Annotated in this window: 23 protein-coding genes; 17 read left to right on the forward strand and 6 right to left on the reverse strand. The window is 70.6% G+C overall.

Annotated features, from left to right (window positions below):
* Window positions 1–308 precede the first annotated feature (308 nt).
* The 3 genes from ACIOJD_RS10840 (at window position 309) to ACIOJD_RS10850 (ending at window position 3,977) form a co-directional block, all read left to right on the forward strand.
* The gene (locus ACIOJD_RS10840) at window positions 309–1,334 is read left to right on the forward strand and encodes an NlpC/P60 family protein (RefSeq protein WP_401910848.1); all 1,026 of its coding nucleotides are present in this window, start codon (window positions 309–311) and stop codon (window positions 1,332–1,334) included.
* Between the two features lie 255 nt (window positions 1,335–1,589).
* Window positions 1,590–2,624, forward strand: a complete 1,035-nt coding sequence (locus tag ACIOJD_RS10845) for an NlpC/P60 family protein (RefSeq protein WP_401910850.1) — start codon at window positions 1,590–1,592, stop codon at window positions 2,622–2,624.
* Between the two features lie 126 nt (window positions 2,625–2,750).
* Entirely contained in the window at window positions 2,751–3,977 is a 1,227-nt protein-coding gene (locus ACIOJD_RS10850; protein WP_401911727.1) for a hypothetical protein, read from the forward strand.
* Here ACIOJD_RS10850 and ACIOJD_RS10855 read toward each other — a convergent pair.
* The gene (locus tag ACIOJD_RS10855; RefSeq protein ID WP_401911729.1) at window positions 3,934–5,172 is read right to left on the reverse strand and encodes a glycosyltransferase 87 family protein; all 1,239 of its coding nucleotides are present in this window, start codon (window positions 5,170–5,172) and stop codon (window positions 3,934–3,936) included. The two genes, ACIOJD_RS10850 and ACIOJD_RS10855, sit on opposite strands and share 44 nt — an antisense overlap.
* A gap of 99 nt (window positions 5,173–5,271) precedes the next feature.
* Here ACIOJD_RS10855 and ACIOJD_RS10860 point away from each other — a divergent pair, with 99 nt between their 5' ends.
* Window positions 5,272–6,426: a glycosyltransferase family 4 protein gene (locus tag ACIOJD_RS10860; RefSeq protein WP_401910852.1), complete on the forward strand. Its 1,155-nt coding sequence runs from the start codon at window positions 5,272–5,274 to the stop codon at window positions 6,424–6,426.
* Between the two features lie 337 nt (window positions 6,427–6,763).
* On the opposite strand, the gene ACIOJD_RS10865 is transcribed toward ACIOJD_RS10860, so the two are convergent.
* Window positions 6,764–8,560 (reverse strand): AMP-dependent synthetase/ligase, encoded by a 1,797-nt coding sequence (locus ACIOJD_RS10865; protein WP_401910854.1) that lies wholly within the window; start codon window positions 8,558–8,560, stop codon window positions 6,764–6,766.
* Window positions 8,561–8,841: 281 nt separating this feature from the next.
* Between ACIOJD_RS10865 and ACIOJD_RS10870 the strand changes: the two genes are divergently transcribed.
* The 6 genes from ACIOJD_RS10870 to ACIOJD_RS10895 all read left to right on the forward strand — a co-directional run bounded on the left by ACIOJD_RS10870 (window position 8,842) and on the right by ACIOJD_RS10895 (window position 13,878).
* Window positions 8,842–9,609 carry a metallophosphoesterase gene (locus ACIOJD_RS10870; protein WP_401910856.1) on the forward strand — a complete coding sequence of 256 codons (768 nt, stop codon included), beginning with the start codon at window positions 8,842–8,844 and terminating at the stop codon, window positions 9,607–9,609.
* A gap of 76 nt (window positions 9,610–9,685) precedes the next feature.
* On the forward strand, window positions 9,686–10,132 hold the full coding sequence (locus ACIOJD_RS10875; protein WP_401910859.1) for an SRPBCC family protein: 447 nt from the start codon (window positions 9,686–9,688) through the stop codon (window positions 10,130–10,132).
* Window positions 10,133–10,137: 5 nt separating this feature from the next.
* Window positions 10,138–11,382 (forward strand): ArsA family ATPase, encoded by a 1,245-nt coding sequence (locus ACIOJD_RS10880; protein WP_401910862.1) that lies wholly within the window; start codon window positions 10,138–10,140, stop codon window positions 11,380–11,382.
* 90 nt (window positions 11,383–11,472) lie between these two features.
* Window positions 11,473–11,976: a DUF5304 domain-containing protein gene (locus ACIOJD_RS10885; RefSeq protein ID WP_401910864.1), complete on the forward strand. Its 504-nt coding sequence runs from the start codon at window positions 11,473–11,475 to the stop codon at window positions 11,974–11,976.
* A 65-nt stretch (window positions 11,977–12,041) separates the two neighbouring features.
* The gene (locus tag ACIOJD_RS10890) at window positions 12,042–12,983 is read left to right on the forward strand and encodes an ROK family glucokinase (RefSeq protein WP_401910867.1); all 942 of its coding nucleotides are present in this window, start codon (window positions 12,042–12,044) and stop codon (window positions 12,981–12,983) included.
* A 142-nt stretch (window positions 12,984–13,125) separates the two neighbouring features.
* Window positions 13,126–13,878, forward strand: coding sequence for an endonuclease/exonuclease/phosphatase family protein (locus ACIOJD_RS10895; protein WP_401910869.1), 753 nt, complete (start codon window positions 13,126–13,128; stop codon window positions 13,876–13,878).
* A gap of 85 nt (window positions 13,879–13,963) precedes the next feature.
* Here the strand turns inward: ACIOJD_RS10895 and ACIOJD_RS10900 are convergent, their stop codons facing one another.
* Together ACIOJD_RS10900 and ACIOJD_RS10905 are read right to left on the reverse strand one after the other, a co-directional pair.
* On the reverse strand, window positions 13,964–14,692 hold the full coding sequence (locus ACIOJD_RS10900; protein WP_401910871.1) for a hypothetical protein: 729 nt from the start codon (window positions 14,690–14,692) through the stop codon (window positions 13,964–13,966).
* Window positions 14,685–15,464: an alpha/beta hydrolase gene (locus ACIOJD_RS10905; protein WP_401910873.1), complete on the reverse strand. Its 780-nt coding sequence runs from the start codon at window positions 15,462–15,464 to the stop codon at window positions 14,685–14,687. Before ACIOJD_RS10905 ends, ACIOJD_RS10900 begins: the two co-directional genes overlap by 8 nt.
* Window positions 15,465–15,612: 148 nt before the next feature.
* On the opposite strand from ACIOJD_RS10905, the gene ACIOJD_RS10910 reads away from it, so the two are divergent.
* From ACIOJD_RS10910 to ACIOJD_RS10925, 4 genes are all read left to right on the forward strand, one after another.
* Complete coding sequence (locus ACIOJD_RS10910) at window positions 15,613–16,347, forward strand: lysophospholipid acyltransferase family protein (protein WP_401910876.1); 735 nt, start codon at window positions 15,613–15,615, stop codon at window positions 16,345–16,347.
* 102 nt (window positions 16,348–16,449) lie between these two features.
* Window positions 16,450–17,640: a MacS family sensor histidine kinase gene (gene macS, locus ACIOJD_RS10915; RefSeq protein WP_401910879.1), complete on the forward strand. Its 1,191-nt coding sequence runs from the start codon at window positions 16,450–16,452 to the stop codon at window positions 17,638–17,640.
* A complete protein-coding gene (locus ACIOJD_RS10920; protein WP_401910881.1) occupies window positions 17,637–18,323 on the forward strand; it encodes a response regulator in 687 nt (228 codons plus the stop codon). The genes macS and ACIOJD_RS10920 overlap by 4 nt, the downstream gene beginning before the upstream one ends.
* A gap of 295 nt (window positions 18,324–18,618) precedes the next feature.
* A complete protein-coding gene (locus tag ACIOJD_RS10925) occupies window positions 18,619–19,647 on the forward strand; it encodes a 6-phosphofructokinase (RefSeq protein ID WP_401910884.1) in 1,029 nt (342 codons plus the stop codon).
* Window positions 19,648–19,984: 337 nt separating this feature from the next.
* On the opposite strand, the gene ACIOJD_RS10930 is transcribed toward ACIOJD_RS10925, so the two are convergent.
* On the reverse strand, window positions 19,985–21,916 hold the full coding sequence (locus ACIOJD_RS10930; RefSeq protein ID WP_401911730.1) for an anthranilate synthase family protein: 1,932 nt from the start codon (window positions 21,914–21,916) through the stop codon (window positions 19,985–19,987).
* 383 nt (window positions 21,917–22,299) lie between these two features.
* On the opposite strand from ACIOJD_RS10930, the gene ACIOJD_RS10935 reads away from it, so the two are divergent.
* The gene (locus tag ACIOJD_RS10935; RefSeq protein ID WP_401910886.1) at window positions 22,300–23,652 is read left to right on the forward strand and encodes a class II 3-deoxy-7-phosphoheptulonate synthase; all 1,353 of its coding nucleotides are present in this window, start codon (window positions 22,300–22,302) and stop codon (window positions 23,650–23,652) included.
* A gap of 160 nt (window positions 23,653–23,812) precedes the next feature.
* Complete coding sequence (locus tag ACIOJD_RS10940; protein ID WP_401910889.1) at window positions 23,813–24,082, forward strand: bacterioferritin-associated ferredoxin; 270 nt, start codon at window positions 23,813–23,815, stop codon at window positions 24,080–24,082.
* Between the two features lie 18 nt (window positions 24,083–24,100).
* Here ACIOJD_RS10940 and bfr read toward each other — a convergent pair whose 3' ends face one another.
* On the reverse strand, window positions 24,101–24,580 hold the full coding sequence (gene bfr, locus ACIOJD_RS10945) for a bacterioferritin (protein WP_401910892.1): 480 nt from the start codon (window positions 24,578–24,580) through the stop codon (window positions 24,101–24,103).
* Between the two features lie 155 nt (window positions 24,581–24,735).
* Here bfr and ACIOJD_RS10950 point away from each other — a divergent pair, with 155 nt between their 5' ends.
* On the forward strand, window positions 24,736–25,368 hold the full coding sequence (locus ACIOJD_RS10950; RefSeq protein WP_401910895.1) for a sulfite oxidase-like oxidoreductase: 633 nt from the start codon (window positions 24,736–24,738) through the stop codon (window positions 25,366–25,368).
* The last annotated feature ends 17 nt before the right edge of the window (window positions 25,369–25,385 follow it).

Below are 25,385 nucleotides of genomic sequence, written 5' to 3' on the forward strand. Positions count from 1 at the left end.
TTAATGACCGAATTGGTCATGTAATGGCGGGGCGCAGCGTCAAATGTCCATCACTGTCAGTGCGGTGTCGGTAAATTATGCGTTCCCTGGCCGAGATTTTTCTGAGAAGGATTTGAACTGATCACAGAGAGGTCACTAAGGTCAGGCCTCGAACCTTCGCGCGGTTGATCACCCATCCGGGGTGGCAGTGAAGGAACCGCCGTTTTCGTGTAGTTCGGCCATGTTCGCGGGGGAGCCGAGCCCATGAAGCCGGGACTTACGTCCCCCAAAGGCCCGGCAGGCGGCTGAGGAAGAAGGAGTTCGCCTCCGTGGCGTCCCACCGCCGTCCCAAGCAGCCGAGCCGCGCCCGAGTGACCGTGCTCACCACCATCGCCACCGCCGCTGTCGCCCTCACCTCCCAGTCCGCTCAGGCCGATCCGAAGCCGAGCAAGGCCGACGTCAAGGAGAAGGTCGACCACCTCTACCACGAGGCGGAGGCGGCGACCGAGAAGGCAAGCGGGGCGGAGGAGGCGGAGAACAAGCTGGCGAAGCAGGTCGACGCCCTCCAGGACAAGGTCGCCCGCGGCCAGGACGAGCTCAACGAGATGCGCGAGAGCCTCGGTTCGATGGCCAGCGCCCAGTACCGCACCGGCGGTGTCGACCCCGCCGTACAGCTCTTCCTCTCCTCGGACCCGGACAGCTACCTGGAGAAGGCGTCCACGCTCGACCAGGTCAGCGCCAAGCAGGCCGAGTCGCTCCAGCAGATCCAGGCGAAGCAGCGCACCCTCGCACAGCAGCGCCAGGAGGCTCAGAGCAAGGTCACCGACCTCGCGGAGACCCGCAAGGAACTGACCAAGAAGAAGAAGGAAGTTCAGACCAAGCTCGCCGCCGCGCAGAAGCTGCTGAACACGCTCACCGCGCAGGAGCGCGACGAGCTGGCCAAGGCCGACGCGGAGCGCGCCAGCCGCGGGAACGACCGTATCGACCTCGGCAACGAGAAGCCCACCTCGGGCCGCGCCGCCGCCGCGCTGGAAGCCGCCAAGACCCAGATCGGCAAGCCGTACGTCTCCGGCGCCGAGGGCCCCAACGCCTATGACTGCTCCGGGCTGACCCAGTGGGCCTACGGTCAGGCGGGTGTGAGCCTCACGCGTACCACCTACACCCAGGTCAACGACGGCACCAAGATCGGGCGCGGCGAACTGGCCCCGGGCGACCTGGTCTTCTTCAGCAGCCTGAGCCATGTCGCCCTGTACGTCGGCAACGGCCAGGTGCTCCACGCCCCCAAGCCGGGCACCGTGGTGCGTTACGAAGCCATGGAGTGGGCCGGCAGCTTCCAGTTCGGCGTCCGGATCTGACAGACCGCCGCTGAATCCGACGGACCGCCGCTGACACCGCCCATTCGGGCGAATTACGGCACCCTTCGCTGACACCGCGCCCCGCCGATGACCTTGAGGTCTGCGGCGGGGCGCCACTTTGTGTGCGCGGGGCGGTCGTTGGCCGCTCCGTGATCGCCCGGCTACTGTCTGCTCCGCGCAGCTCCGGCCATCGGTCCGCCCGTCGGGCGGCAGGTGCTGCGCCAGCGCGTACAGCGGAAGGGAGCGCGGCTTCCTGTGGTGTCCCATCGCCGTCCTTCACAGCCGGGCCTCGGTGTCAGTGCCCGTGGCAGCGCCATCGCCGCCGTGTCCGCGGCGGCGGCCACGGCCGCGGCGCTCGGAGCCTCCCCGGCGGGCGCCGACCCGCAGTTGACCCCCGAGGCCGCCCGGTCCAAGGTCGACCGGCTGTACCAGGAGGCCGAGAAGGCCACCGAGCGGTTCAACGAGGCGGGCGAACAGGCGGGCCGACTGCGGACCTTGGTGAACCAGGCGCAGGACAGCGCCGCCAGGGGCCAGGAACGCGTCAACCGGATGCGGGGACTGCTCGGTTCGGTCGCGGGCGCCCAGTACCGCTCGGGCGGGATCGACCCGGACCTCGCCCTGCTGCTCTCCTCCGACCCCGACAGCTACCTCGACAAGGCATCCGTCCTGGACCGGGTCAGCGCACGCCAGTCCGGTGTCCTGCGGGAACTCCAACACGCCCAGCGGAGGCTGGCCCAGGTGCGCACGGAAGCCGCCCACGATCTGACCGAGCTGGAACGCAGCCGGGCCACCGTCAGCCGCCACAAACACACCATCGAACGCAAACTCGCCGAAGCGCGAAGGCTGTTGGACTCACTGCCCACCGCCGACCGCGAACCGTACGACCGGGCCTCACGCTCGGGCCGCGACGAACTGCCCACGCTCCCCGGCGGCGCGCCGTCCTCGGCGCGGGCCGCCGCCGCCGTCCAGGCGGCCCAGCGCGCGCTGGGCCGGCCGTACGTGTGGGGCGCCAACGGACCCACGGGCTTCGACTGTTCGGGCCTCACCCAGTGGTCGTACGCCCAGGCGGGCATCGGACTGCCGCGCACCTCCCAGGCGCAGCGGAGCGCGGGACGCCAGGTCTCGCTCTCCGAGGCACGGCCCGGCGATCTCGTGGCGTACCGCGACGACGCGAGCCACATCGGGATGTACGTCGGCAACGGCCAGGTGATCCACGCCCCGTACCCCGGCGCCGCGGTGCGCTACGACCCGGTGGGCATGATGCCCGTCTCGGCGGTCACGCGGGTCTGAGCGCGGCGCCGAAGACCCCGTACGATCGGCGGCGTGGCAGGTCAGGGGCGTACCGCGACGGGAGTGCGGACCGTGGCGGGAGTACGGAGCGCGAGCGGACCGGGTACGACGGCGGTCCCGCGGAACGTGGCGCGCGGCGGTGGCCCGCCCCGGCGCGCCGCGCTGCTGGGGCTCGCCGCCCTGCTGCTCGTGCCGGGCTCGGGCTGTACGGCCCCGGTGAGGGACCCCGGCACCGCGACCCGTGAGATCCGGCAGACCCTGGACCGGCGGGCGGCGGCCGTCCTGGACCGGGACGAGCGCGCCTACCTGGCCGTCCTCGATCCCTCGGCGACGGCCCTGCGCGCCACCGGACGCCGGGAGTTCGCGAACCTCGCCGACGTACCGCTCAGCTCCTGGGAGTACCGCGTCACCGGCGTCGAACGCTCCGGCGACCGGGCCACCGCCCGCGCCGAACTGCGCTACCGGCTCGCCGGCCACGACAGCGCGCCGGTCTCGACGCCCCGCGCGCTGGAGCTGGCCGAGCGCGACGGACGCTGGTACGTCACCGGTGACCGGCCGGGCAAGGGTGGCGCCCGGCAGCTCTGGCAGCAGGGCGCGGTACGGACCGTACGCGGCGCCCACAGCCTGGTCCTCGGCGTCGGGCCCGACGAGAAGCGGCTGCGCGCGATCGCGGCCACCGCCGACCGGGCCGTACCCGCCGTGGAGGCCGCCTGGCCGGGTCCCTGGGCGCGCCGGGTGGTCCTGCTGGTGCCCGGCTCCCTGACATCCATGGCCGAGCTGCTGGGCGCGTCCGCGGCCGGCTACCGGGGCATCGCGGCGGTCACCACCGGCGAGAGCGGCGGCTCGGGCGCGTCGCCCGCCGACCGGGTCATCGTGAACCCCGAGGCCTACGGCTCCCTGGGCACCTTCGGGCAGCGGATCGTCCTCACCCACGAGACCGCCCACGTGGCGACCCGCGCCGCCACCTCCGCCGCCACCCCGGTCTGGCTCTCCGAGGGCTTCGCGGACCGGGTCGCGTACCGGGGGACCGGCCGGACCGCCGGCGAGATCGCCCCCGAACTCCAGCGCGCCGTCCGCCGGGGCGAGGTCCCCGCCGCTCTGCCGTCCGACGGGGACTTCGCCTTCGGCGGCGACCCCGACCGGCTGGCACGGGCGTACGAGAGCGGCTGGCTGGCCTGCGAGCTGATCGCCGAACGCTGGGGCGAGAAGCGGCTGACCGACTTCTACCGCGCGGTGGGCGCGCACAGCGGGCGCGCGGGCGCCGTGGAGTACGCGCTGCACGACGTCCTGTCCACGACACCGCGGGACTTCACCGCGCGGTGGCGCGCGTATGTGCGCCAACGGCTGGGCTGAGCGGCCCCTTTGCCCGGGGCCCGGAGACCGTCTCCCGCCACAGCCGACGGCAGGCGATCAGGGACACGGCGACCAGCAGGCCGTTGCGTACGACCATCAGCGCGACGCCCACCGGGTCCCCGGTCACCACCCGGTCGAACAGCAACGGGAATTCGAGTTGCGTCACCGCCGTCGCGACGAGCACCAGCACCGCCGGCAACGCCATCCGGCTCGCCCGCAGAGTCAGAGCGGCGGCGGCCAGAGAGACCAGCCACAGCATGTACTGGGGGCTGATCACCCGGCTCGTGGTGGTGAACAGCGCCACCGCCGTGAACGCCGCGTCGCACAGCGAGCCCGCCGTGAACTCGCGCGCCCGCAGCCGCCACATCAGCAGCCAGCCGAAGGCCAGCGCGGTCAGCCCCAGCGCCGCCCCGCTGACCAGCTGGACGTACGGCCCGACGAACTCCACCGAACCGTAGTTGAGCAGTACGCTCCCCTCCCACCCGAAGTGCCGCGCCATCTGGAAGACCAGCGCCCCCAGCGACTCGATCTCGGTGCCCCGGTCGCGCTGGAAGGTCAGAAAGGCCAGCGCGCCGGGCATCGCCACGTAACAGACCACGACCAGCGCCACCGCGCTCACGGTGGCCGCCGTCCACGATCGCCAGGTGGCCCGGCCACGCTCCACACCCACCAGCAGCAGCACCGGCCACACCTTCAACAGCGCGCCGAACCCGGCGAGCGCCCCCATCAGCCGGGGCCGCCGCACCCCCGCGAGCAGTGCGGCGACGGCCACCGCCGTCACCATCAGGTCGTAGCGCGCGTACGCGGTCGGCCCGAGCAGCGGCACGCCCGCCACCCACACCCACGCACCCCGCGACGACCGGCCGCCTCCCCGGCCCGCCCGGAGCAGCAGGCCGAGGACCACCGCGTCACACAGGAACACCAGCACGAAGAACGCCGAGGCGTAACCGAGGAACGGCAGCACGGCGGGCGACGCGATCGCCAGTGCCGCGGCGGGCGGATACTGCCAGGTCACGTCGTCCAGCGGATACGTGCCGGTCTTCAGCACCTCGTACCAGCCCTGGTAGATCACCGAGACATCGGACGTGACGTCGGGCCCCGGCGGCGTGACCACCTTGAAGACACAGAGCAGCAGCGCGGCCCTGGTGAGAGTCCACACCGCGAGCGGAAACCGTGTGCCGTACGAGCCCGCCATGACCACCTCGTCCGATTCGTTCGTGATTGCGCGAGTCATGATGCCGGGCGAGGCCGTGCCGGAGCGACGAGGCGGGGCCGCCCGGTACTGTCGGCGGCGATGCACAAGACACTGATCGTGACCAACGACTTCCCGCCCCGGCCGGGCGGGATCCAGGCCTTCCTGCACAACATCGCGCTGCGCCTGGACCCCGAACAGCTCGTCGTCTACGCCTCCACCTGGAAGCGCGGACAGGAGGGCGCGGAGGCGACCGCCGCGTTCGACGCCGAGCAGCCCTTCACCGTCGTACGCGACCGTACGACGATGCTGCTGCCGACCCCACGCGTCACCCGGCGCGCCACCCAGCTGCTGCGCGCACACGGCTGCGAGTCCGTCTGGTTCGGCGCGGCGGCCCCGCTCGGCCTGATGGGCCCCGCGCTGCGCGCGGCCGGCGCACGCCGCCTGGTCGCCACCACACACGGCCACGAGGCCGGCTGGGCCCAGCTGCCCGTCGCCCGGCAGCTGCTGCGGCGCATCGGCGAGGGCACGGACACGATCACCTATCTCGGTGAGTACACCCGCTCACGCATCGCGGCGGCGCTCACCCCTCAGGCCGCCGGACGCATGGTGCAACTGCCGCCCGGCGTCGACGAGAAGACCTTCCACCCGGGCTCCGGCGGCGCGGAGATCCGCGAACGGCTCGGGCTCACGGGCCGGCCCGTCGTCGTCTGCGTCTCCCGCCTCGTGCCGCGCAAGGGCCAGGACACGCTGATCCTCGCCCTGCCCGCGATCCTGGCGCATGTCCCGGACGCCGTCCTGCTGATCGTGGGCGGCGGACCGTACGAGAGCGACCTGCGGAAACTGGCCCGGGAAACGGGGGTCGCCGACGCGGTCCGCTTCACCGGCGCGGTCCCCTGGGCGGAACTGCCCGCCCACTACGGCGCGGGCGACGTCTTCGCGATGCCCTGCCGCACGCGCCGGGGCGGCCTCGATGTCGAGGGCCTCGGCATCGTCTACCTGGAAGCCTCGGCGACCGGGCTCCCGGTGGTCGCGGGCGACTCGGGCGGCGCGCCGGACGCGGTGCTGGACGGGGAGACGGGGTGGGTGGTCCACGGAGGACCGCCGCAGGTCGCGGCGCGTGAGTCGGCGGAGCGGATCGTGACGCTGCTTCAGGACGAGTCGCTGCGGCGGGAGATGGGGGAGCGGGGGCGGGAGTGGGTGGAGTCGAAGTGGCGCTGGGATTTGCTGGCGGGGCGGCTGCGGGAGCTGCTTTAGCCGTGCGGCGGGGGAGGGTGCGGTGTGTGGGTGGTGCGGGTGCCGGGGCCTCCGGAGGCGCATGTCCGGACACGTCACCTCCTGCGACCGCGAGCCCCTCCCGCCAGTGGTCCGCCTGCCGCCCGGTGGGGCAAGGGGTGCTCTGTGGCGGACGGTGAAGGGGGACGTGCAGGGGTCGTGTCCGGAACGTAAAGCGTGATTTGTGCCGCTTACGAGCCGTCACACGAAGATCTGAGCCGCACGCGGCGTAAATCATGCAGTGCAGGACACGGCCCCGGAGCGGCACCCGGCAACAACTCGCACCCGAAATCCCGCCCCCGCCGACAACGGCGCCGACCTAGCCCTGATAAATCGCTTCGATCTCGTCCGCGAAGTCCTTCGCCACCACGTTCCGCTTCAGCTTCATCGACGGCGTGATGTGCCCCGCCTCCTCCGTGAACTGCGTCGTCAGGATGCGGAACTTCCGTACCGACTCCGCCTTCGACACCGCCGCGTTGCCGTCGTCCACTGCCAGCTGCACCTCGGCCAGCAGTTCCGGGTCCAGCCGCAGTGTCGCCGCCGTCGAGTTCGGCGGCTTGTCGTGGTCGGTGGCCCAGCGGGCGAGGAACTCGTCGTCCAGTGTGATCAGCGCGCCCACGAACGGGCGGCCGTCGCCGACGACCATGCATTCCGCGACCAGCGCGTTGCCCCGGATGCGGTCCTCGATCACCGCGGGGGCGATGTTCTTGCCGCCGGCGGTGACCAGGATCTCCTTCTTGCGGCCGGTGATCGCGAGGTAACCGTCCTCGTCGAGCGTGCCGATGTCACCGGTGTGGAACCAGCCGTCGGCCAGCGCCTCGGCGGTGGCCTCCTCGTTGTTCCAGTACCCCTGGAACAGATGCTCGCCGTGCAGCAGCACCTCGCCGTCGTCGGCGATCCGGACGACCGAGCCCGGCAGCGGCTGTCCGACCGTGCCGATCTTCTGCCGGTCCCAGGGGTTGAAGGCGGTCGCCGCGCACGACTCGGTGAGGCCGTAGCCCTCCAGGACGGTGAAGCCGATGCCCCGGAAGAAGTGGCCCAGCCGCTCGCCGAGGGGCGCGCCGCCGGAGATGGCGTACTCCCCGCGTCCGCCGAGCACCGCGCGTAGCTTGCTGTAGACGAGCCAGTCGAAGATCTTGTGCCGCAGCTTGAGGCCGAAGGACGGGCCCTGCGGGGTGGACAGGGCGCGGCTGTACGCGATCGCCGTCTGCGAGGCCCTGTCGAAGATCTTGCCCTTGCCGTCGGCCTGGGCCTTCGCGCGCGCCGAGTTGTAGATCTTCTCGAAGACGCGGGGCACACCGAGGATCAGCGTCGGCCGGAAGGACGCGAGTTCTTCCGGGAGGTTCTTGATGTCCGGTACGCAGCCGAGCCGGATCGGTGCCATCACGGCCGCCACCTCGACCAGCCGCCCGAAGACGTGGGCGGTCGGGAGGAAGAGGAGGACGGAGCATTCGCCCGTACGGAAAAGGGGTTTGAGGCGTTCCACCGCGTTGCCGCATTCGGCGAAGAAGCTGCGGTGGGTCAGCACGCAGCCCTTGGGGCGGCCGGTGGTCCCGGAGGTGTAGACGATGGTCGCGGGATCGTCGGCCTTCGCCGTCGAGGCCCGCAGGTCGATCGTCTCGTCGGTGATCTCCGCGCCCGACGCGGTGAGTTCGTCGACGCAGCCCTTGTCGATCTGCCAGACGTTCCGCAGGGCCGGCAGTCCGAGCCGTACCGACTCCACCGCCGCGGCGTGCCCCTCGCTCTCGACGATCGCGGCGACCGCGCCCGAGTCGCCGAGGATCCACTGCATCTGCTCGGCGGAGCTGGTCTCGTACACCGGGACGGTGACCGCGCCGGCGCTCCAGATCGCGAAGTCGAGCTGGACCCATTCGAAGCGGGTGCGGGACATCAGCGCGACCCGGTCGCCGGGCTCGATGCCCGCGGCGATGAGGCCCTTGGCGGCAGCCCGTACCTCGGCGAGGAACTGGGTGGCGGTCACGTCCGTCCAGACGCCGGCCACCTTGCGGGCCAGAACCGCGACATCGGGATGCTGAACGGCATTGCGGCGGATGAGATCCGTCAGATTGCCGTCCGAGGGGACCTCGTACAGGGCCGGAAGGCCGAACTCGCGCAAGACTGCTGCTCCTCGTCGGGCGCCGGCGCCACGGCTCCGTGCACGCGCCGGCTGCGGTCCAAGATCGGGCAAGTGCTCGGTGGGGCGAGCACTTCTGGACTTCCCGGACGTTACCCACCGGTACCGGCATACCGATAGGGGGGCCCGGCCAGATGTTCCCTGGGTCACACAGTATTGACGGTACTTGGCGCAGAGTAGTCCACCCTGGGTGGCTCCGGGGTGGTATCCGCAGGTCCGGCACCCTCTACCGAGGTGGGGGACACGGCTCTAGGGTGATCGTCATGCGAGTCAATGTGATCAGCGATGTGCATGGGAACACGGCGGACCTGGCGGCGGCGGGCACCGGCGCCGATGCCCTGATCTGCCTCGGTGACCTCGTGCTCTTCCTGGATTACGCGGACCATTCGCGCGGGATCTTCCCCGAACTCTTCGGTGTCGAGAACGCTCACCGGCTCGTCGCGCTGCGCACCGCCCGCCGCTTCGAGGAGGCCCGTGACTTCGGCCGGGAACTGTGGGCCGGTATCGGTGCCGATCCGGCGACCGCCATCGAAGGAGCGGTGCGACGCCAGTACGCCGATATGTTCGCCGTCCTCCCCACTCCGACGTACGCCACCTACGGCAATGTCGATATCCCGTCCCTGTGGCCGGAGTTCGCGCAAGCGGGCACCACGGTGCTCGACGGTGAGCGCGTCGAGCTGGGCGGCCGTGTCTTCGGCTTTGTCGGCGGCGGACTCACCACCCCCATGCGTACCCCGTACGAGATCTCCGACGAGGAGTACGCGGCCAAGGTCGAGGCGCTCGGGGAGGTGGACGTGCTGTGTTCGCACATCCCGCCGGACCTGCCCGACCTGACGTACGACACCGTCGCCCGTCGCTTCGAACGCGGCAGCCGGGCCCTGCTGGACGCCATCCGCCGGACGAGGCCGAGGTACGCGCTCTTCGGCCATGTCCATCAGCCGCTCGCCCGCCGGATGCGTGTCGGGAACACGGAGTGCGTGAACGTCGGGCACTTCGCTTCGACCGGGCGGCCCTGGGCCATGGAATGGTGACCGGTCCGCTCGCGATAGCCTGCACATCTCACCCACCCAGATGCCGGGACAGCCCGAGCACCGGAGGAGCACGGCGATGGCGGAACACACCAGTTCGAGCATCACGATCGAGGCGGCACCGGCCGACGTCATGGGCGTGATCGCCGACTTCGCCCGCTACCCGGACTGGACCGGCGAGGTGAAGGAGGCCGAGGTGCTCACCACCGACGCCAAGGGCCGCGCCGAGCAGGTCAGGCTGGTGCTGGACGCCGGAGCGATCAAGGACGACCACACCCTCGCGTACACCTGGACCGGGGACAACGAGGTCAGCTGGACGTTGGTGAAGTCCCAGATGCTGCGCGCCCTGGACGGCTCGTACCACCTCGCGACCGTCGGCTCCGGCCACACCGAGGTCACCTACCGGCTCACCGTCGACGTCAAGATCCCGATGCTCGGCATGATCAAGCGCAAGGCGGAGAAGGTCATCATCGACCGCGCCCTGGCGGGCCTGAAGAAGCGCGTCGAATCCGCTTCCGGAGCCTGATCCCGATGCGTACGGTCCTGGTCACCGGCCCCGGCGGCGCGGGCCGTACCACCGTCGCCGCGGCGACCGCCCTGGCCGCCGTCCGGCGCGGCAGGCGCGTCCTGCTGCTCTCCGCCGATCCCCTCGCCGATCTCCTCGGCACCTCGCCCGGCGCCCTTCGCGGCGCGGGCCCCGTCGAGGTGACACCGGGGCTGTGGGCCGCGGGAATCGACTCCGGCGAGCACTTCCGTACGGAACTCCTCACATTCCAGGAGAAGGCGGCCACCGCGCTCGAACTGCTCGGTGCCCGCAAGCTGGCCGACGAGGAGCTCACCGAACTGCCCGGCAGCGAACAGTCCGCCCTCCTCCAGGCGTTGCGCCGGGCCGCGGAGGGCCGTTGGGACGTCCTCGTCGTCGATCTGCCGCCGCTGCGCGACGCCTTGGCCGTACTGGCCCTGCCCGAACAGCTGCGCCGCTATCTCCGCCGCCTGCTGCCGCGCGAACGGCAGGCGGCCCGCGCGCTGCGCCCGATGATGGCCCAGCTCGCGGGCGTACCGATGCCGGCGCAGTGGCTGTACGAGACCGCCGCGCGGCGGGACGCCGAGCTGGCCGCCGTACAGGCGCTGATCGAGGACCGGACGACGACGGTACGACTGGTCGCCGAGCCGGGGCCCACCGCGGCGCGGGCACTGCGCACCGCCCGTACCGGACTCGCCCTGGCCGGCCTGCGGGTCGACACCCTCGTACCGAACCGGATACATCCGCGCGACACGTCGGAACCCTGGCTCACGACGCTCGTCGCGCAGCAGCGCAAGTGCCTGGAGGAATGGGACGAGGAGTGGGCGCCCGAGGCCTCCGTCCGGGAGATCGGGCATCTGGGACGGGATCCGCAAGGGCTCGACGACCTGCGCCTCCTCGATCGCCCTGACGGCGGACCGGCGGACACCGAGGGCGACGGGCCGGCGGGCGGCCTCGGCGCCGGGCTGTCCGACGACGCCCCGGGCCCGGCCGCCGTGCCGTGGCGGACAGAGGACAGGCTCGCCGAGGAGAACCTGCTCGTCTGGTGCCTGCCACTGCCGGGAGCGGTCAAGAGCGAGCTGTCGCTGGTGCGCCGGGAGGACGAACTCCTGCTCACCGTGGGCCCGTTCCGCCGAATCGTTCCTCTGCCGTCCGCGCTGCGCCGCTGCACGGTCACCGGCGCGGCCCTCACGGACGGGGAACTGCGGGTCAGATTCACGCCCGACCCCGCTCTGTGGCCGCGTACGGACTGAACGACGTATCGCCGTTCGGGTACCGTCAAAGGTACGAACCCTTCCGCTGCCCATGGCGGAAGGACCCTGTCCCGGACGCAGGAGTACCCCATGAGCGATGCAACCGAGCGCCCCGCCGCCGACTCGGACGCCTGGGCCACGGCGTGCGCCGAAGATCTGGAGGCGGAGAAGGCCCGCCGCCGCGCCACCTACGGGCCGCAGCCCGGTGCCGCCGCCGAGGAACTGCGCAAGCTGGTCGACGCGGTCGCCGACAAGGTCTCGTCGCTGCCGGGCCCGCTGTTCGGCATGGCCGCGCAAGGCGCCGTACAGCAGTTCGTGAGCCAGGCCAAGGCGGCCGTCGAGCCGGTCATCGAGCGCAACCCCGAGATCTTCGACCACCTCGCGGCCGCGGGCGGCGAACTGCTCGCCGCCTACCGCTCCGCCGTCGAGACCCAGGAGAGCCGCTGGACCCGGGGCCCGTCGGCCGGGGATCCCTCCTCCTCGGATCCGTCGTCGGACGACGAGGGTGCCGCGCACGAGACGAAGACGTCCGACGATCCCACGGACCCCCGGGACGAAGGGCCTGGTCCGGACGGCCGGATCGACTTGGACTGACAGCCGGATGCCCGTCCTCGGGTACGGTTGGACCCTGCGGGGCTCGACCGAAAACTGAGGGACACATGGGACTCACCATCGGCGTCGACATCGGCGGCACGAAGATCGCGGCCGGCGTGGTCGACGAAGACGGCGTCATCCTGGAAACACACAAAGTGCCCACCCCGCACACCGCCGAAGGCATCGTCGACGCGATCTGCGCCGCCGTCTCCGGCGCGGGCAGGGGGCACGAGATCGAGGCCGTCGGTATCGGTGCCGCCGGTTACGTCGACGACAAGCGCGCCACCGTCCTCTTCGCGCCGAACATCAACTGGCGTCACGAACCGCTCAAGGACAAGGTCGAGCAGCGGGTCGGTCTGCCGGTCGTCGTGGAGAACGACGCCAACGCCGCCGCCTGGGGCGAGTACAAGTTCGGGGCCGGCCAGGGCCACGAGGACGTCATCTGCATCACGCTCGGCACGGGACTCGGCGGCGGCATCATCATCGGCAACAAGCTGCGCCGCGGACGCTTCGGTGTGGCAGCCGAGTTCGGACACATCCGGGTCGTGCCCGACGGCCTGCTGTGCGGCTGCGGCAGCCAGGGCTGCTGGGAGCAGTACGCGTCGGGGCGCGCCCTCATCCGGTACGCGCGCCAGCGGGCCAACGCGACGCCCGAGAACGCGGGGGTGCTGCTCGGCCTCGGCGACGGTACGCCGGACGGCATCCAGGGCAGGCACATCAGCTCGGCGGCTCGGGCCGGCGACCCGGTGGCCATCGACTCCTTCCGTGAACTGGCCCGTTGGGCCGGGGCGGGGCTGGCCGATCTGGCCTCGCTCTTCGACCCGTCCGCGTTCATCGTCGGCGGTGGCGTCTCCGACGAGGGCGAGCTGGTCCTCGACCCGATCCGCAAATCGTTCCGGCGCTGGCTGATCGGCGGCGAGTGGCGTCCGCACGCCCAGGTTCTGGCGGCCCAACTGGGCGGCGAGGCAGGGCTGGTGGGGGCCGCGGACCTGGCCCGGCAGGGCTGACCGGCCGGACGTCGTACGACCGTGCCCGTCGCGCCCCGGACCGGGGCGCGACGGGCACGGCCGCGTCCGGGGCGGACCGGCCTCTTGGGGCGCCGCGGTGTCGGGCACCTGCCGCCGCGCCCCGCTCCCGTATCTTGTGATCATGGCGATGCCTCCGCTGCCCGACTCCCGTACCGAGCCGGACGGTTCGGCCGTGGTCCGGGTGCTCAGTTACAACATCCGATCGATGCGCGACGACCGTGCGGCGCTGGCCCGGGTGATCCGGTCCTGCGCCCCCGATCTTCTCCTCGTCCAGGAGGCACCGCGGTTCTTCCGCTGGCGCAAGCACGCGGCCTGGCTCGCCGCGCACACCGGCCTCGTCGTGCTCGGCGGCGGCGCCCCCGCCACCGGACCGATGCTGTTCTGCTCGCTGCGCGCCACGGTCGAGCGGACCGAGGACATCCTGCTGCCCCGCACCCCCGGGCTGCACCGGCGCGGCTTCGCGACGGCGGTGGTACGGATCGGCCGGGCCCGTGTCGCTCTGCTCAGCTGCCATCTGAGCCTGCGGAGCGACGAACGGTACGCGCAGGCCGGGATGCTCCTCGACCGGGTACGGGCCATGGACGTGCCGTACACGATCGTGGCCGGGGACCTCAACGAGCGGCCCGGCGGCCGCAGTTTCCGCCTGCTGGCGGACGAACTCCAGGACTGCTGGACGGCCCAGCCATGGGGGGACGAGTACACCTCGACGCCCTCGGATCCGCGTCAAAGGATCGACGCGATCTTCACCACCCGGGGCGTCGGGATTCTCGGCTGCGGTGTGCCGCGCGGACTGCCGGGCCTCACCGAGCGCGACCTGAGGGCGGCGACGGACCACCTTCCGGTGCTGGCCGCGCTCCGCGTGCCGGCGTCCTGAACGGGCGCGTACCCGCCCCTGAACCGGCGGGTACGGCGGGCGAGTCGACGCACGACAGCTTCCCGTCCGACGGCCGTCCTCCCCGTCAGACGACCGCGCCGCGCCCCGGATCGTCGGACTCGTCGTCGTCCTTCTCCATCCGGGCCACCAGGGTGACGAAACCGCCCAGGAAGCCGCCGATACAGATCGTGGTCAGCCACCACGTCATGTCCCACCGCAGCAGGACGGCGAGCAGCATCAGCACCGGCCCGCCGATCACCGCGAGCCAGGCGAACTTCGCCGTCACATCCGCCTCGGGAAGCGGCGGCGGCTCCGGCGGTACGAAATGCCCCTCGTCACCGTCCCCGTCACCGCCGTCGAGGTCCTCGTCGCGCGGCTCGGGCATCGAATAGTCGCGCGGCCCCGCGCCGCCCACACCGGGTGCGAAGGCGATCGAACTGCCCAGCGGGGGCTTCTCGTCACCAGGATCCCTCGCCGGTTCCGAGGCCTTCCCCAGCCCCTTGTCCAGGTCCTTCTCGCGATCCCTCGCCCGGCCCTTGTCCGTGTCCTGGTCCCGGCCGGAGTCCTCCGGACCTTCGGCGTCCGGCCCGGCCTCGGACCGTCCCTCAGGTCCCTCAGGTCCCTCAGGTCCCTCAGGTCCTTCCGGTCCCGAGCCGTTCCGCTCGCTCTCCAGCAGAGCCAGATCCTCCACCGGCTTGAACGGCTTGGTGCCCGGCGGATCCGCCGGTTCCTCGCCGTATCCGGCGACGATCGCCGCCCAGGCCGCGTCCTCGTCGATCGGCTGCGGCTCGCGGTCCGCGTCATGCTCAGCCACCGCTGGTGCTCCCCTTCTTCCCGACTCTCGGAGCGAGCCGGCCTATGAACGCGTGGCTCTCGTCGAAAATCAGCTCCGCGTCATGGTCCAACGTCGCGACGTGGTAGCTCTGTTCCAGCAGGACCTCACGGACATCCCGGGACGAGACCCGGGAGAGGACCCGGGCCGAGTCGGCCGGTGGCACCACGTGGTCCCGCACGCTGTGCAGCAGCAGCAACGGCTGGGTCACCTGGGGCAGCTCCGAGTCCACCAGCCGGAAGAAATTCCGCAGTGAGTACGCGGCGTGCAGCGGGACCCGGTCGTAACCGATCTCGTCACTGCCCTCCTTGGCGATGTCGCTCGCCACCCCCTTGGCCGTCGGCACCAGATGACGGACGACGGGGAGCACGTGCGCGGCCCATCCGTGCACCTTGATCCCGGGGTTGACCACGACGACCCCGCTGACCGACCGCCCATGCTTCGCGGCGAGCCGCAGCGCCAGCGCCCCGCCCAACGACAGGCCGAACACGAACACCTGGCCGCACCGCTCCAGCAACTCCCGCAACGCCCGGTCCACCTCGGCGTACCAGTCCTGCCAGCCGGTCACCTGCATGTCCTGCCAGCGGGTGCCGTGCCCGGGGAGCAACGGCAGCGACACCGTCAGCCCGCGCTCGGCCAGATACTCGGCCCAGGGGCGCAGCGACTGCGGGGAACCGGTGAATCCGTGACAGAGAAGTACGCCGACCTCGCCGCCCTCATGGCGGTACGGCTCGGCTCCAGGAAGGACCGGCACCGGGGTCTCCTGTTCGTGAGGATCGGAAGATGTACTTCACCGTACGCGACCGGACCGACACCGACCAGGTCCGTCCGGCCCCCATGACGGAGAGCACATCGGCCCCACGGGTTAAGGTCGTGCGACAGCACAACAGGAGGCATTCGAGTTGATCTACGGCGCAATGAAGTTCTCGATCGGGGGATCCCTGAAGCTCGCCTTCAGGCCCTGGGTGGAGGGCATCGAGAACATTCCCGCCGAGGGACCGGCGATCCTCGCGAGCAACCATCTGTCCTTCTCGGACTCGTTCTTCCTGCCGGCCGTACTCGACCGCAAGGTCACCTTCATCGCCAAGGCCGAGTACTTCACGTCCCCCGGTGTGAAGGGCAAGCTCACCGCCGCCTTCTTCAAGGGCGTGGGGCAGCTGCCGGTGGACCGCTCGGGCGCGCGAGGCGCGGGCGAGGCGGCGATCCAGAGCGGGATAAAGGTCCTGGAGAGGGGCGAACTCTTCGGCATCTATCCGGAGGGCACCCGCTCGCCCGACGGTCGTCTCTACCGGGGCAAGCCCGGCGGCCTGGCGCGCGTGGCACTCGCCTCCGGCGCGCCGGTCATCCCGGTCGCCATGATCGACACCGAGAAGATCCAGCCGCCCGGCCAGGTGGTCCCCAAGCTGATGCGCCCGGGGATCAAGATCGGCAAGCCGCTGGACTTCACCCGCTACCAGGGCATGGAGGGCGACCGCTTCATCCTGAGGTCGGTCACCGACGAGGTCATGTACGAGATCATGAAGCTCTCCGGCCAGGAGTACGTCGACATCTACGCGACGGCGGCGAAGCGTCAACTGGCCGAAGAGGCAAAGGCATCCGCGGGCAAGGAGTCCGGGGGCGCGGCACAGGGCGAGTGAGCCGAGGCGCGAGCCGCTGCCCCGTCCCGGGCAGCGGGCGCCGGAGGACCCGGCGAGCGCCCCGAAGCCGTCCATGGGGACCAAGGCGAAAAAGGGGGGGCCATGTCGGTTGAGCAGCCGTTGTGGCGGGCGCTGAGCGCGTACCGGCCGTTGACGATGGTCTACGCGGTCCTGATCTTCGTCCTCGAGCGCGACAAGTTCGAACGCCCCTGGATCGCCGTGGCGTTCCTCGCGTTCCTCGCGGTATGGACCCTCGTCACGTTCTCCAAGGTGGCCAACGCGGTCAGCTGCACCAGGCGTTTCCTGGTCGCCGACCTCGTCGTCGCGCTCACCGGCATAATGCTCACGCCACTGGCGGACGCGCAGGCCCAGCAGATCGACGGGCCCACCCTGCCGACGATATGGACCGCCGGCTCGGTCCTCGCCTTCGCCCTCAAGGGTGGCTGGCGCTGGGCCGCGGTCGCCTCCTCGTTCGTCGCCGTCGCCAACATCCTGGAGCGCGCCCACCCCAGCCGCGACACCCTCCACGACGTCCTGCTCGTGTGGGTCGCCTCCATCGCGATCGGATACGTCGTCGAGGTCGCCCGCGCCTCCGAACGCACCCTGGCCCGCGCCCTGGAGATCGAGGCGGCGACCCGCGAGCGCGAGCGGCTGGCCCGGGACATCCACGACAGCGTGCTCCAGGTGCTGGCGATGGTGCAGCGGCGCGGTACGGCGCTGGGCGGCGAGGCGGCCGAGCTGGGACGGATGGCGGGGGAGCAGGAAATCGCTCTGCGGACCCTCGTCTCCAGCGGACTGGTGCCCGCCTCCCGGACGCCGGAGGACCACGGCCCCGCGACCTCTGCCGCCGGGCGCGGCCGGCCCTCCGACGACGGCCGGGCCGACGAGCGGGGCCCGTGCGATCTGCGTTCGCTGCTCGCGCCGTACTCCGGCTCGAAGGTCACCTTCGCGGAGCCCGGCGCTCCGGTGCTGCTGGAACCGGCGGCGGCCAGGGAGCTGGCGGCCGCTGTCAGTGCCGCGTTGGACAATGTCCACAGGCACGCGGGCACCGACGCCCGCGCCTGGATTCTGGTCGAGGACTGGCCGGACGAAGTGATCGTGACCGTCAGGGACGACGGTCCGGGAATCCCGGAAGGCCGGCTCGCCCAGGCCGAGGGGGAGGGACGCCTCGGCGTCGCCCTCTCGATCCGCGGCCGGCTGCGGGACCTGGGCGGCACCGCCGAGTTGATCTCGGTGCCGGGCCAGGGCACAGAAGTCGAGTTGAAGGTCCCACGGGGGAAGGCGGAACGATGAGTGAGCAGAGCGTGCCCGGTACGAAGCCGATCAGGGTCATGGTGGTCGACGACCATCCGATGTGGCGGGACGCTGTCGCCCGTGACCTGGCCGCGGCCGGCTGCGACGTGGTCGCGACGGCGGGAGACGGCCCGCAGGCGGTCCGCCGCGCCACGGCCACCACCCCGCAGGTGCTCGTCCTCGACCTCAACCTGCCGGGTATGCCGGGCGCCACGGTCTGCAAGGAGCTGATCAGCTCCCTTCCCGGACTGCGCGTCCTCGTCCTCTCCGCCAGCGGTGAGCACGCCGACGTCCTGGAGGCGGTGAAGTCCGGCGCCACCGGCTATCTGCTCAAGTCGGCCAGTACGGACGAGCTGACAGACGCGGTCCGCCGCACGGCGATGGGCGATCCGGTCTTCACCCCCGGCCTGGCCGGCCTGGTGCTCGGCGAATACCGCAGGCTCGCCTCGGAGCCCGCCCCCGCCCGCTCCGACGAGCCCTCCGTCCCCCAACTGACCGAGCGGGAGACCGAAGTACTGCGCCTGGTCGCCAAGGGCCTCTCGTACAAGCAGATCGCCGAGCGCCTGGTCATCTCGCACCGCACCGTGCAGAACCACGTGCAGAACACCCTCGGCAAACTCCAACTGCACAACCGCGTCGAGCTGGTGCGGTACGCCATAGAGCGCGGCCTGGACGACATCTAGGGCCTCTCGTTTGGATCTTGCCGGGCTCGCGTGCCCTGGCACCGCTCCTCGCCGCGTTGTCGTCACTCCACGACGCTCCGCGTCACTCCACGACGCTCCGCGTCGCCTCACTCCTCCGCCTTGCGATCCACGGCACCAGACCCCGCTCCCTGATCCGGCCTGATCCAAACGAAAGACCCTAGGTCCTGTCCGCCCTCTGGTGCATCGCAATTCACCCTGCGCACCATGCCGGAGTGACCTGAGTCACTTTTCCGTGGCCCGGGTGCCTCACCGACGGCGAAGGGGAGTGCTTTCCATGCGAGTCGGAGTACTGACCGGGGGCGGCGACTGCCCCGGGCTCAACGCGGTCATCCGCGGCATCGTACGCAAGGGCGTCCAGGAATACGGCTACGAATTCACCGGATTCCGCGACGGCTGGCGCGGCCCCCTGGACGACGACACCGTACGGCTCGACATCCCCACCGTCCGCGGCATCCTGCCGCGCGGCGGCACCATCCTCGGCTCCTCCCGCACCAACCCCCTCAAGGCGGAGGACGGCATCCGCCGGATCAGGGAGACCCTCGCCGCGCACGGCGTCGACGCGCTGATCGTGATCGGCGGCGAGGACACCCTGGGCGTGGCGGCCACGCTCACCGATACGCACGGCATCCCCTGTGTCGGCGTTCCCAAGACCATCGACAACGACCTGTCCGCCACGGACTACACCTTCGGCTTCGACACCGCGGTCGGCATCGCCACCGAGGCCATCGACCGGCTGCACACCACCGCCGAGTCCCATATGCGCGTCCTGGTCTGCGAAGTGATGGGACGCCACGCGGGCTGGATAGCCCTGCACTCGGGCCTGGCCGGCGGCGCGAACGCCATCCTCATCCCGGAACAGCGCTTCGACGTCGACCAGGTCTGCGCCTGGGTGACCTCGCGTTTCAAGGCGTCGTACGCCCCGATCGTCGTCATAGCCGAGGGCGCGATGCCCAAGGACGGCGACCTGGTCCTCAAGGACGGCACGCTGGACTCCTTCGGCCACGTCCGGCTGTCGGGCATCGGCGAATGGCTGGCCAAGGAGATCGAGAAACGCACGGGCAAGGAGGCCAGGACGACCGTACTCGGCCATGTACAACGCGGCGGCACCCCCAGCGCCTTCGACCGCTGGCTGGCCACCCGCTTCGGGCTGCACGCGATCGAGGCGGTACGGGACGGCGACTTCGGAAAGATGGTGGCGCTGCGGGGGACGGACATCGTGCGCGTACCGATCGCGGAGGCGACGGCACGACTGAAAACGGTGGGCCCGGAACTGTACGAGGAGGTATCGGTCTTCTTCGGCTAGACCAGGTCACACATCCGACACCGGCCCGCAGACAGCGGTCCGGCGGGAGGGGGACGGGGTCGCAGGAGGTGACGTGTCCGGACGTAAAGCGTGATGCGTGGCGCACGCCGGCCCGCACCCAACAAACAAATCCGCACGCGCCGTACGGGGGTCCGGGGGTGTCCCCGGGAAGCACGGCATGCAGTCCGGACACGTGCCTCCGGAGCCCCCGGCCCCCGCACCGACAACGCACGGCACCGCACCCACTACGCACGGCACCGCACCCACCACGCACGGCACCGCACCCACCTACGAAACACCCGACCCCACCCCCGCCGGACGGCGAAACCGCACCGACCTACGAGGCCCCCACCTCCACCACCCCGCGCCCGGACGCACCCCGCCCACCCGCGGAGCGAGCCGCCCCCGCGATCAGCCCCGCCACAATCCCCGGCCCGTTCAGCGTCAGCACCGACTCCGGGTGGAACTGCACCGACGCGAATCCCTGCCCCCGCAACCCGTGCACCTCGCCGCTCTCCCCCTCGCGGCTCACCTCGATCCCGTGCGCCGCCAGTTCTTCCTCCGCCGCGTCGTCGCACCGCGCGGTGAAGCTGTTGTAGAAGCCCACGGTCTCCTCCTGGCCGAAGAGGCGGATCCGCGTCTGTGCGCCCTGGTGCGGGACTCGCTTGCGTACGGTCTCCAGCCCCAGTTCCGCCGCGATCAGCTCATGGCCGAGGCAGACGCCGAGCAGCCCGTGCCGCCGGTCGCGGATCAGTCCGGCGGTGAGCGCGCGCAGCAGCCGCATCCTGGGGTCGGTCGTGTCGGCCGGGTCACCGGGGCCGGGGCCCAGTACCACGGGCCCCTCATGGGCGAGCGCGGCCGTCCGCAGGCCCGGCTCGTCGTAGCGCCGTACGGTCACGTCCAGCCCGGAGGACCGCAGGAGATACGCCAGCATCGCGGTGAAGGTGTCCTCGGCGTCGATGACCAGGGCGTGCCCGGTGAGGCTCGTGGGGCCGGTCCGCATCTTCAGCCAGAACGGCGCGAGGTCCGCGCGCCGGGCGTCCAGCGCGGCTCGTACCCGCGGGTCGTCGGCGAGGCGCGGGCGCCCGGACTCCGCGCGGGGCCGCCCCGGGCGTACTCCCAGCGCCGCCAGCACGCCCGCCGCCTTGGCGTGGGTCTCGGCGACCTCGCTCAGCGGCTGGGAGTGGCGTACGAGGGTCGCGCCGACCGGTACCCGCAGCCCGCCGTCGCGGTCGATGTCGGCGGTACGGATCAAGATGGGGGAGTCGAGGGTCTGCGCCCCGCCGGCGTCCCGCCCGATCAGGGCGAGCGCGCCTCCGTAGTAGCCGCGCCCGCCGGTCTCGTGGCGTTCGATGACCCGGCAGGCGTTCTGTACGGGCGAGCCGGTGACCGTCGCCGCGAACATGGTCTCCTTGAGGACCTCGCGCACATCGAGCGAGGAGCGGCCGCGCAACTCGTACTCCGTATGGGCGAGATGGGCCATCTCCTTGAGCCGGGGACCGATCACCACCCCGCCGCGGTCGCCGACGGTGCACATCATCTTCAGTTCCTCGTCGACGACCATGGAGAGCTCCTCGGTCTCCTTGCGGTCGCCGAGGAAGTCCAGCAGTGCTTCCGGGGTGGGCCCCTCGGGCGGGTAGCGGAAGGTTCCGCTGATCGGGTTCATCACGACGGTCCCGCCGTTCATCCGGACGTGGACCTCCGGGCTGGCCCCGACCAGGGTGCGTGCGCCGGTGTGCACGACGAAGGTCCAGTACGCGCCGCGCTCGCCGGTGAGCAGTCGCCGGAAGAGGGCGAGGGCGTCGGTGCGCCCGTAGCCGGGGACGCGGCCTTCGAAGGTGCGCCGGATGACGAAGTTCGCGCCTTCGCCCCGGCCGATCTCGTCCTCGACGACCCGCCGCACGATGTCCGCGTAACCCGCGTCATCGATGTCGAAGGCGCCGTCCTCGACGCGTACGTCATGGGCGGGCAGCCGGTCGAGCACCTCGCCGAGCGGCAGCGCGTACGTCTCGTCCGCGACCAGTACGGCCAGCGGCGTCCCGTCGTCCCGTACGTCGAAGCCACGTTCCCTGATCTGCCGGAACGGTACGAGGGCCAGTGCGGTCCGGTCACCGGCCGGGATGTCGGAGAGCCGTTCGGCCTCGTGTACGGAGCCGATCAGCAGCTCCACGGTGTCGTGGTGGTCCCGCCCGGGGGTACGGCGCCGCAGCAGGGCGAAGGGCGGGCAGCTGTCGTCCTGGAGCCTGTCGAAGAGTCCGTCGAGAGGCATGTCGACGAGGTCGGGCAGGTGTGGGCCGGGCAGGTGTGGGCCGGACATGTGCGGTGTTCCTTCCGGGGAAAAGAGCGGAGGAACGGCCCGCTTCTCCGGTCCGAACCCCGGACCCGGAAAACACTGAAGGCCGCCCCTCGGGCGGCCTTCGCGATGTTTGTGGTGCGCGCGAATCAGTGGGCCGCCGGACGAGCCGGCCACCACCAGGTCTGATTCGAATGCGCGAACATGCCGGGCACGATAGCAGCACGCAGCACGCAGCACGCAGCACGCAGCACGCAGCACGCGGAGGACGGGCCCGGGGGAGCACTGCGCGCGAGACACGCGTTCCACACTGTGAGCGCGGCGAATGGCACGCCCCTCGACCCCGTAATCTGGAACGCGTGACAGTGAACGCTCAGAACCCCGCCACCCATGTGCCGTCCTGGCAAGATCTTCCCGCTGCCCAGCAGCCGGACTATCCGGACCAGGCAGCCCTGCGCGAGGTCGTGGCAGAGCTGGAGAGCTATCCTCCGCTCGTTTTCGCGGGCGAGTGCGACCAGTTGCGTGCCCGTATGGCAGCCGTCGCCCAGGGAGAGGCGTTCCTGCTCCAGGGCGGTGACTGCGCCGAGGCATTCGACGCGGTCTCCGCGGATCACATCCGGAACAAGCTCAAGACGCTCCTCCAGATGGGCGCCGTCCTGACCTACGCGGCGTCCGTGCCCGTGGTGAAGGTCGGCCGGATCGCCGGGCAGTACTCCAAGCCGCGCTCCAAGGGGACCGAGACCCGCGACGGCGTGACGCTGCCGACCTACCGCGGCGACTCCGTCAACGGCTTCGACTTCGACGAGAAGTCCCGGATCCCGGACCCCGAGCGGCTCAAGCGGATGTACCACGCGTCCGCCGCGACGCTCAATCTGGTCCGCGCCTTCACCACCGGCGGCTACGCCGACCTGCGCCAGGTGCACGCCTGGAATCAGGACTTCGTGAAGTCGTCCCCGTCCGGCCAGCGCTACGAGCAGCTCGCCCGCGAGATCGACAACGCGCTGAACTTCATGAAGGCAGCGGGCACCGACCCGGCCGAGTTCCGTACGGTCGAGTTCTACTCCTCGCACGAGGGGCTGCTGCTGGACTACGAGTCGGCGCTGACCCGGGTCGACTCCCGCACCGGCGGGCTGTACGACGTCTCGGGCCACATGATCTGGATCGGTGAGCGCACCCGCCAGCTGGACGGCGCGCACATCGAGTTCGCGTCGAAGATCAACAACCCGATCGGGATCAAGCTCGGTCCCACGACGACGGTCGACGACGCGCTCGCGTACATCGACCGCCTCGACCCCGACCGGCAGCCCGGCCGGCTGACCTTCATTGTCCGGATGGGCGCCGACAAGGTCAGGGACAAGCTCCCCGAGCTGGTCGAGAAGGTCACGGCCTCCGGTGCCACGGTGGCCTGGGTGACGGACCCGATGCACGGCAACACCTTCGAGGCGGCTTCCGGCCACAAGACCCGCCGCTTCGACGACGTGCTGGACGAGGTCAAGGGCTTCTTCGAGGTCCACAAGTCCCTCGGCACCCACCCGGGCGGTATCCATGTCGAGCTGACCGGTGACGATGTCACCGAGTGTGTGGGCGGTGGCGACGAGATCTTCGTCGACGATCTGCACCAGCGCTACGAGACGGCCTGCGACCCGCGGCTCAACCGCAGCCAGTCGCTGGACCTGGCCTTCCTGGTAGCGGAGATGTACCGCGCTCAGTAGGCGTCCGAGAGGCGTCACACAACGCGACGGTGGGGCACGGATCGATGTGATCCGTGCCCCACTGGTGTGTCTCCGACTTTTGTGCGGCGGATGTGGCGGGTAAGGTTAGGTTAGCCTCACCGACGCTCGGCGTGGCTGGAACGACCGAACCCGCCGGGAGGTGAACCGCGTGTACGTCTGCTCGTGCTTCGGCATCACCGAGACACAGGTCAAGGAACACGCGGAGGCCGGGGCGTGCACACCCCGCCAGATAGCGTCGGCCAGCAAGGCCGGCACCGACTGTGGCTCGTGCGTACGCCAGATCCAGTCGATCCTCGGACGCGGCGGATGCCCGCGCCGTGAGCTGCTCGATCAGGGCGCTCCAGCCTTCTCGGACCAGGCGGACCCGGACCGTACGGCAGTGGCCCCGGTCCTGCGCGAAGCCGCCTGACCTCCCCGCTGTGCGGGCTCAGCTGTCGGGCTGCTCGATCAACTGGGCGATGTAGAGCGCCTCGCCGAGCTTCTCGACCAGTTCGAGTTGGGTGTCGAGGTAGTCGATGTGATGCTCCTCGTCCTCCAGGATCGACTCGAAAATGCCCTTGGACGTGTGGTCGCCCTTGGACCGCATGACGTCGATCCCGCGCTTGAGCCGGTCGATCGCCTCCACCTCGACCTGCCGGTCGGCCTGGAACATCTCGGTGACGGTCTGGCCGACGCGCACATGGAAGAGCCGCTGGTAGTTCGGCAGGCCGTCGAGGAAAAGAATCCGGTCGGTGAGCAGTTCGGCGTGCTTCATCTCGTCGAACGACTCGGCCCGTGTGTACTTCGCGAGTTTCGTCCAGCCGAAGTTCTCCTGCATTTTCGCGTGGAGAAAGTATTGGTTGATCGCGGTCAGTTCGGCGGTCAGCTGCTCGTTGAGAAATTCGATGACCTCGGGATCGCCCTGCATCGCAGAGGCTCCTTCCAGGCGTGTGGCGGGGCAGAATGCGCGCATCCTCGCACCGCGATCGAAGACCGTCCAGTAAGTGCACGCTTAGTAGGAGTTGCCGGAATTGGTTCAGACCTGGTCGGGACCACCCCTCCCGGTCTGTCACCATGGAAGGCATGGGCCAGCCGGAGAACCGGGAGTATCGAGAGCCGGAACAGGCCGAGCTGCCACCCGGACAGCGCTTGCAGCGCGGCTGGCCGGTCACCCACTACGGACCTGTACCGAAGTTCAAACCGGACCGCTGGGAATTCCGCGTCTTCGGCGCGACCGCCGACGGCGACAAACACTGCTGGAACCACGAAGAGTTCTCGGAACTGCCGTATTCCACGGTCGTCGCCGATCTTCACTGCGTGACGAAGTTCAGCATGGTGGGAGCCGAATGGGGCGGTGTGCCCGCTCGTACGGTCGTGAAACTCGCACCGCCGGCGCCGGACGTCACGCATGTGATGGTCTGGGCCGAGTACGGCTTCAGCTCCAATCTGCGGCTCGCCGACTTCGACTCGGACCGTACGATCTTCGCCACCCACAAGGACGGCGAACTGCTCACCGCCGAACACGGCTTTCCGGTACGGCTCGTCGTACCGCAGCTGTACGCCTGGAAGGGCCCCAAATGGGTCCGCGGCGTCGAGTACATGACGGCCGACCGGCGCGGCTTCTGGGAGGAGCGCGGCTATCACAACGTCGGCGACCCGTGGGCCGAGCAGCGCTACACCTATCAGGAGGCCCCGGGAGACGGCCCAGAACTCTGAGGGCTGTCCGTATTCCC

It is taken from the genome of Streptomyces sp. NPDC088116, from assembly GCF_044741745.1.
Taxonomy (GTDB): Bacteria; Actinomycetota; Actinomycetes; order Streptomycetales; family Streptomycetaceae; genus Streptomyces.

Excerpts from the sequence above, each read along its gene's own strand:
- macS (WP_401910879.1), top strand. The coding sequence starts at position 16,450 with ATGTCGGTTGAGCAGCCGTTGTGGCGGGCGCTGAGCGCGTACCGGCCG.
- ACIOJD_RS10870 (WP_401910856.1), top strand. The coding sequence starts at position 8,842 with ATGCGAGTCAATGTGATCAGCGATGTGCATGGGAACACGGCGGACCTG.
- ACIOJD_RS10930 (WP_401911730.1), bottom strand. The coding sequence starts at position 21,916 with ATGCCTCTCGACGGACTCTTCGACAGGCTCCAGGACGACAGCTGCCCG.
- ACIOJD_RS10890 (WP_401910867.1), top strand. The coding sequence starts at position 12,042 with ATGGGACTCACCATCGGCGTCGACATCGGCGGCACGAAGATCGCGGCC.
- bfr (WP_401910892.1), bottom strand. The coding sequence starts at position 24,580 with ATGCAGGGCGATCCCGAGGTCATCGAATTTCTCAACGAGCAGCTGACC.
- ACIOJD_RS10860 (WP_401910852.1), top strand. The coding sequence starts at position 5,272 with ATGCACAAGACACTGATCGTGACCAACGACTTCCCGCCCCGGCCGGGC.
- ACIOJD_RS10950 (WP_401910895.1), top strand. The coding sequence starts at position 24,736 with ATGGGCCAGCCGGAGAACCGGGAGTATCGAGAGCCGGAACAGGCCGAG.
- ACIOJD_RS10895 (WP_401910869.1), top strand. The coding sequence starts at position 13,126 with ATGGCGATGCCTCCGCTGCCCGACTCCCGTACCGAGCCGGACGGTTCG.
- ACIOJD_RS10880 (WP_401910862.1), top strand. The coding sequence starts at position 10,138 with ATGCGTACGGTCCTGGTCACCGGCCCCGGCGGCGCGGGCCGTACCACC.
- ACIOJD_RS10875 (WP_401910859.1), top strand. The coding sequence starts at position 9,686 with ATGGCGGAACACACCAGTTCGAGCATCACGATCGAGGCGGCACCGGCC.
- ACIOJD_RS10885 (WP_401910864.1), top strand. The coding sequence starts at position 11,473 with ATGAGCGATGCAACCGAGCGCCCCGCCGCCGACTCGGACGCCTGGGCC.
- ACIOJD_RS10925 (WP_401910884.1), top strand. The coding sequence starts at position 18,619 with ATGCGAGTCGGAGTACTGACCGGGGGCGGCGACTGCCCCGGGCTCAAC.
- ACIOJD_RS10920 (WP_401910881.1), top strand. The coding sequence starts at position 17,637 with ATGAGTGAGCAGAGCGTGCCCGGTACGAAGCCGATCAGGGTCATGGTG.
- ACIOJD_RS10855 (WP_401911729.1), bottom strand. The coding sequence starts at position 5,172 with ATGGCGGGCTCGTACGGCACACGGTTTCCGCTCGCGGTGTGGACTCTC.